Raw genomic sequence first — 6663 nt, forward strand, 5'->3', positions numbered from 1 at the left:
CATTTCTGAAGGAGGGAGTTTTCTTGTCTTGATTTAGACAGACAAAAACCCCACAGACGGCCCCGCATAAAGGTAAGTGCCCTGATCCCAGCAAGACCCCGGTCTCGGAAAGTACTCTAGGAAACTCCCAACCTGCCGAAATACCCGAAAGACTAAACATCGGAGGCGTATTGGCTACCACAAGATCGAAATCCCTCGGGGCATTCCTTCTTGGCAAGGGAATGCTGACCGTGGAGAAGCTTGAGCGGGCGATTGAGGAGCAGAAGCGCTCGAGAACCTCCCTCAGGGAATCGATGCTCAAGCTCGGGTTCGTGAAAGAGGAGGATATTCTTTCATTCTACGAGCATGAACTCGGGATTCCCAGGGTTGAGCTCACAACCTACCTCATAGACCCACAAATGTTGAGGCTCATACCTGCGCAGATGGCACGGAAGCACAAAATCATTCCGCTTTTCAAAGCGGGGAACACTCTTTCAATTGCCATATCCGACCCGCTCGACGTTGTCGGCATTGACGAGGCAAGGCGAGTGTCGCAGTGCAACATAGAAGTAAACATTGTCAAGGAATCCGATCTTCTGAAATTCCTTGAAGAGTACTATCCGGAGGGCGGGCTCATCGAGGAAATTGACAGAGAACCCGTTGAGGAAGTAAGCAAGGACGAGACAGTTCTGGATGAAATGAGAGCTGTGAGACTGCTTGATGCACTGCTTATCCAGGCGACTCACGAAATGGCCTCGGACGTGCACGTCGAGCCGGAAGAGAGGTTCTTGAGGGTCAGGTTCAGAGTGGACGGGTTTCTCAAGGAGGTCGCAAGACAGCCGAAAGAGGTCCATCCGCCGCTTGTGTCGAGAATAAAGATACTCTCTGACCTTGACATATCAGAACGAAGAACTCCGCAGGACGGGCACTTCAAGGCCCATATCGAGGGTAAGGAAATTGATTTCAGAGTCTCGACCTTTCCGACCGTTCACGGAGAAAACGTTGTTCTGAGAATACTCGACAGAGCGACTATTCTGTTGAAGCTGGAGGACCTTGGGCTTTCTGCGTCGGATGAAGTCAGACTCAGGTCAATGATAAGCAGGCCGGATGGGATTCTTCTTGTCACCGGCCCGACGGGTTCCGGAAAAACGACGACGCTTTATGCCTGTCTAAATGCTCTGAACACGATTGACAGAAATATCCAGACACTTGAGGATCCCGTCGAGTACAAACTTCCACTGATGCGACAGACACAGGTGGATTCTGATTTCGGTGTCGGGTTTGCGGACGGTCTGAGATCAATCCTGAGGCAGGATCCCGACATAATAATGGTGGGAGAAATAAGGGACAGAGAAACGGAAGAAATCGCGATCAGATCCGCGATGACCGGCCACTTCGTTCTTTCTACCCTGCACACAAACGACGCCCCCGGCGCAATCTCCAGGCTTCTCGATATGGGCGCCGAACCGTTCCTTCTTGCCTCGACTCTTGTTGGTTCTATTGCACAGCGGCTGGTCAGGAAGATCTGTGAGCGGTGCAAGGAGCCCTATGTCCCGGAGGATCGCATTCTCCAAAGGATTGGCTTTCCGACTGGGACAGAATTCTATCGCGGAAAAGGATGCGTTGCTTGTGCCGGGACAGGCCTGAAAGGACGGATAGGGATTTTTGAAGTCCTGATGGTGAGTGAGGAGATTAAAGCATCGATCCGGCGGGGAGAGTCAATAGACAATATCACGTCTGTGGCAGTGAGCTTAGGAATGACAAGTCTCAGAGCAGACGGCATCAATAAGGCTCTTGCCGGCACGACAACCATTGAGGAAGTGTTAAGACTCACGAAGGGAAGATACACAGCCCGGGAGGATTCTGTTGACAGAGCCATCTCTGCACTGGAGTCGTAGCTTTTCGTCTCCGGAAAAAGGATTGCCAAATGGCAAGATACGCATATAGAGGAATGACGCGCGAAGGAAAGTTCCTCACAGGAACAGTTGTTGCCGAGAACGAGCCACAGGCTATCCGTTCCGTTGAGACTCAGGGACTTGTTCCGCTGGAGGTGCAGGAAGAGAAAGCAAAGAGTGTGCGGAAGATCTTCGGGAAGAGGCTGAAGAAAGACGAGGTCATCCTTGTTGCAAGACAATTGCATACTCTTCTTGAGGCAGGCGTTCCTCTTACGACAAGTCTGGCGACGCTCTCAAAGCAGACCCAGAACAAGGTGTTGAAAGAGACCCTTGAGTCGGTAAAGGACAATATCCAGACGGGAAGAACGTTTGCTGAATCTCTTGCCCAGCATCCGGACAAATTCTCAGAACTCTTCGTGAGTATGGTGAAGGCAGGAGAGGAGACGGGGCTTCTCAACGACATGCTCGATAGGCTTGCCGCATTGCTTGAATATGAGGCTGACAATAGAGCGAGGATAAGGTCTGCAACAATCTACCCGATGTTGGTTGTCGGTGAGCTGTGTTTTGCCTTCGCAGTGATCATAAAGGTGGTGCTTCCAAGATTTACCGGGCTTTTCGCCAACAGCGGGGTTCAGCTTCCGCTCCCAACGAGAATGCTCATTTCAATAAGCAACACGACGGAGGCAAACTGGCCGATATTCGTCGCGGCCATCGTTCTTCTCGCCGTGGCGTACAAGGTGTCTTCAAGGACTCCGGCAGGGAGGCTTGCCATTGACAAAACGAGGTTGAGAATTCCGATAGTAGGCCCGATTGTACTCAAGAGTCTGCTTTCGAGATTCTCGAGAGTTTTGGCCGCCTTGGTCACAAGCGGATTCCCCATCGTCCGCTCGCTTGAAATAGTCGCAAACACGGTTGGTAACGCCGCTCTTGTAAGTGAAATTCAGAGAGCCAGGGCGCAGGTTGTGAAGGGGAAGGGACTTGCCGAGCCGCTTGAAGCAAGCAGGTTTTTCCCTCCTATGGTGGTGAAGATGATTGCAATAGGAGAGGAAACAGGATCCCTCGACAAGATGCTGGCCAGAACATCAAGCTTCTATGACAGGGAGGTCGATTTCTCCATAAAGAACCTTACGACAGTGCTTGAGCCGCTGCTCATCGTAATTCTCGGGATCAGCGTTCTATTCATCGCTCTTGCTGTGTTCCTGCCGATGTGGAATCTCATGTCTGCCATGAAACACTAAGCCAGTTCACAGCCATTGGAAACGTATGCGCCCTTCACTTTCATTTAGTAATTTCGTCCCGTGTTGCAACTCGTTGACGAGCATTGCCTTTTGCACGCTGTTGCGACCCTTGACCTCTGCTCCGTCAATTCGAGGAGCGGGCCATACGAAGGAGTCGCATCAGAATCCCTTAACTGGCAACGGATTGCGCCTGCAAGAAAAAACCACTAAGGGAGTTGGAGATTTGGACGATATGGCATAGAAAGTGATAGTGAAGGACGAGAAAGGTTTTTACAGGTGTATTTGGAGGGCAGTTCGAGTCGATCTAGGAAAGGAGGGTGAAAGTCGTGGAAGGAAGAAAGCATGAGCAGGGATTTACACTCATCGAGTTGGTGGTCGTAATTCTGATCCTTGGTATCCTCGCAGCTATTGCTGTACCGAAGTTTGAGGATATCAGAGGGCAGGCAAGGATTTCGGCACTAAGAGGTTCCCTTGACACAATCAGGGGAGCAATCTCGATTCAAACTTCGAAGAATCTTCTAAATGGACTGGCAGCGCCAGGTTACCCGACGACCATTGATGCATCCATGTTCTCGAACAACGCGGTTCCTAAGGAGCCTCACAGTGGAAGCGGCAGTGTCGTCTATTCGGGTGCCTACACGGGTGCAGGCGGCTGGATTTACTACGCGAGCGTCGGACGGGTCATTCCAAACGGCGGTGCGGCCGCATACACAGCCTACTAGGAGATTCTTCAAGCAGCGGTGTGGCAGTCAGATATAGTCTGGTCCGGATTGCGTCTAAAAGGGTTTTTTGCGTCCGTGATGAATTCCATTTCTGGATATTGCGAGAGAGCCGATGAGACTTTTGCTATGGAAACATCTGGCTTTGGCGGGGGTGGCAGGTATTTCACTTTTCATATACCTGCGGACGTGTGCGCCGAGCCTTTATGGGGGTGACAGCTCAGAGCTAGCTAGCGCCGCCTGGTTTCTCGGTATCCCTCACCCGCCGGGATACCCGCTGTACGTGATTACCGGCAGGCTCTTCAGTCTCATCCCGATTGGCGATGTCGCCCTGAGACTGAATTTGATGTCTGCGTTTTGGGCTGTGGTCGGAACTTGCTTCGTCTTCTTACTGGCCTCTGAGCTTACGGGAAAGAAGTCGGCCGCAGCAGGGTGTGCTCTGGTGTTCGCTTTCTCGCGGACCTTCTGGACTCAAGCGGTCATGGCTGAGGTCTATACGATGAGCACGGCTCTTGTTGCGGCCTTCTTATTTTTCCTTGCGCGATGGTGGAGAAGCAGCGAAGAAAGATGGTATTTTGCTTCGTGCCTCTTCCTCGGTTTCGCCATTCTCTCGCATCAATCGTCCGTATGTCTCATCCCGATCTTCGTTGGTGTCGTTATTGTCAACGAGGTGCGCCTTAAAAGGCGGTCAACCCTCGAAGGTGGTTCATTCAGCAGCGCCATGAGGAGGGCCGGTTCGGGCTTCCTGTTCTTTCTGCTCGGGCTTTCTCCAATCCTTGTGCTTCCACTGAGATCGAGACTCAATCCCACAATCGACTGGGGAAATCCCGAAAGTCTCCGCACAATAGTGGAGAATTTGAGCAGGGTTAACTATGGACCCCTCACACAGAACCCGTTCTCCTTTGAGCTCTTCTTCTCGCAGCTCGGGAGCTTCGGAGTGCTCCTGGGAACGGGCTTCACGGTTCTTCTTATCCCGGTTGGGATAATCGGACTGTTTCATGCATTGAGAAGAAAGAGCGACTGGGCAGGCTGGTCGTTCGCGCTTTTCCTCCTCTCGTTTGCCAGCGTGAGCCTGGTAATAAATCCGAGACCAGATCCAGAGCACAGCTATCAGATACAGGCATTCCTTCTGCCGGCATTTCTCGTTTTCTCAGTCTGGATAGGCGAGGGTTTCGTGTTTCTGGAAAAAAAGGTCGGCAGTCACTTTGAGAAGAGCGGAGCGAGACTGTCGCGGGTGCCTGGAGTCATTCTCATCCTGGCTCTTCCTCTTATCCCGCTTTCAAGCAACTACTCCTTCGCGGATAAGAGCAGCAACAATGTGGCCAGGCAGTACGGCGAGGATCTCCTTTCCAGCGTTCCCAAGGGCGGAACCCTTATCGTCGAAGGGGACAACGAATCGTTTCTCAGCTTCTATCTTCAGAAGGTTGAGGGCGTAAGGAAGGACATCACCATCTACCAAAGGAAAGGCTACCTTTTCGACGACATCTATCACCTGAACGGACTTCCAAGGAAATCCTGGAGGGAGAGACAGGAGGAAGTTGAGCTGCATATCATCAGGGATGCGAAGAAGCCGGTCTTCTTTTCTCTTTGGCGAGACGGGAGGGAGCTCAAAGGATACAAGACCTCTCAGGAGGGGCTCTTGAGAAAAATCGAACCTTCCAATTCGAGTGAAGAACCGAGAATGCTGGTTTACGACCTCGGGGGTTTTCCCAAGAATCCCAGAAGAGAGGACTACATCACGAGGAAGATGATGGTCGCATATTTGGACTCCAATGCCAGAAGACTGGATGAAGAGGGGAAGCTCAATGAAGCATATCCACTTTACAGAGAAGCCGCCCAGATTGGGTTCGATTTTGCTCCGGCAAGATTCAATTTTGGGCTTGCCGCTTTCAGGCTTGGTGATTTCGGGACTGCATACGAGGAATTCCTTGAGACAAACTCACTCGATCCCAGTCTTAGAGGTCTACAGGAACTCCTTGGCTATCTCACTGCACTTGCTTCTGGTGGCGAAGAGGGCGCTCACCGCCAATGAAAGGAGCAAGCGGGGCGAGTCTCTCATGCGTACCAGGGATTCATCTGGAAAGAAGAGAAAATGAGGAAAAAGAAGGATGCAGGTACTCCATCAAGAAGGATGTGGGCAGGTGGGAACAGCTCCCGCACAAGAGGTTTCTCGTTGATTGAAGTAATTACAGTAATGCTGGTTCTGCTCGTGTTGGCGGCGATCAGCTATCCGAAGCTGCAGGACCTCAACTCAATGAGACTCGGGGGGGCAGCGAAGCTTGTGGCCCAGCAGATCAGGTATGCACAGTGGCTTGCCATGACGACCGGGACGACCCACGGCGTGTATTTCAATACCGGGCAAAACAGCTACAGCATATTCAGGTCGAATATCAACTACATAGTGGATGATCCTCATTCGAAGGGAAGACCCTTTACGGTGAACCTTTCGGGAGAGGAAAACTTCAGGGGCGTGACAATTACATCTGTGAACTTTGGCGGTGCTGGAAAGCCGTCCGTCAAGTTCAATTCGCTCGGAACGCCCCAAGACAGCTCTGGTACTGCCCTCACATCTGCAGGCAGAGTCATACTTGGGTGCGCGGGCACTGCGGACACGGTGCTGGTTGCTGCGACAACAGGAAAAGCAACCTATTAGTGTGCCGTCCCAGAAATAACTTTACGAAATGCAGGGCGTTTCATAAGGCACACTGCCAGGGGGTATGAGGGGGTCGTGGCCGACCCCCTCAGGGGTGACAGCGTAGGGATGCGACGAGTAGGAGCATCCTGAAGCGTCAGAGGGGCGAGAAGCCCCTATGAAAGTGTCGTGTCGCGGGG

General features: G+C 52.1%; 6 protein-coding genes. All 6 read left to right on the plus strand.

The features are described 5' to 3' along the window. Nucleotides 1-170 precede the first annotated feature (170 nt). The 6 genes from QME66_05320 to QME66_05345 all read left to right on the plus strand — a co-directional run bounded on the left by QME66_05320 (nt 171) and on the right by QME66_05345 (nt 6484). Complete coding sequence (locus QME66_05320; protein MDI6808385.1) at nt 171-1877, plus strand: ATPase, T2SS/T4P/T4SS family; 1707 nt, start codon at nt 171-173, stop codon at nt 1875-1877. A 29-nt stretch (nt 1878-1906) separates the two neighbouring features. Then, entirely contained in the window at nt 1907-3112 is a 1206-nt protein-coding gene (locus QME66_05325) for a type II secretion system F family protein (protein ID MDI6808386.1), read from the plus strand. 326 nt (nt 3113-3438) lie between these two features. Beyond that, nucleotides 3439-3834: a type II secretion system protein gene (locus QME66_05330; GenBank protein ID MDI6808387.1), complete on the plus strand. Its 396-nt coding sequence runs from the start codon at nt 3439-3441 to the stop codon at nt 3832-3834. A gap of 112 nt (nt 3835-3946) precedes the next feature. After that, entirely contained in the window at nt 3947-5863 is a 1917-nt protein-coding gene (locus QME66_05335; protein ID MDI6808388.1) for a DUF2723 domain-containing protein, read from the plus strand. Further along, the gene (locus QME66_05340) at nt 5860-6012 is read left to right on the plus strand and encodes a hypothetical protein (protein ID MDI6808389.1); all 153 of its coding nucleotides are present in this window, start codon (nt 5860-5862) and stop codon (nt 6010-6012) included. Before QME66_05335 ends, QME66_05340 begins: the two co-directional genes overlap by 4 nt. Next, the gene (locus QME66_05345; protein ID MDI6808390.1) at nt 6005-6484 is read left to right on the plus strand and encodes a hypothetical protein; all 480 of its coding nucleotides are present in this window, start codon (nt 6005-6007) and stop codon (nt 6482-6484) included. The genes QME66_05340 and QME66_05345 overlap by 8 nt, the downstream gene beginning before the upstream one ends. Nucleotides 6485-6663: the final 179 nt, after the last annotated feature.

The sequence above is a fragment of the Candidatus Eisenbacteria bacterium genome, assembly GCA_030017955.1.
Taxonomy (GTDB): Bacteria; Eisenbacteria; RBG-16-71-46; order JASEGR01; family JASEGR01; genus JASEGR01.

Bases quoted from the DNA above. Each gene is read 5' to 3' on its own strand.
- QME66_05340 (MDI6808389.1), top strand. From the start codon at position 5,860: ATGAAAGGAGCAAGCGGGGCGAGTCTCTCATGCGTACCAGGGATTCAT.
- QME66_05325 (MDI6808386.1), top strand. From the start codon at position 1,907: ATGGCAAGATACGCATATAGAGGAATGACGCGCGAAGGAAAGTTCCTC.
- QME66_05335 (MDI6808388.1), top strand. From the start codon at position 3,947: ATGAGACTTTTGCTATGGAAACATCTGGCTTTGGCGGGGGTGGCAGGT.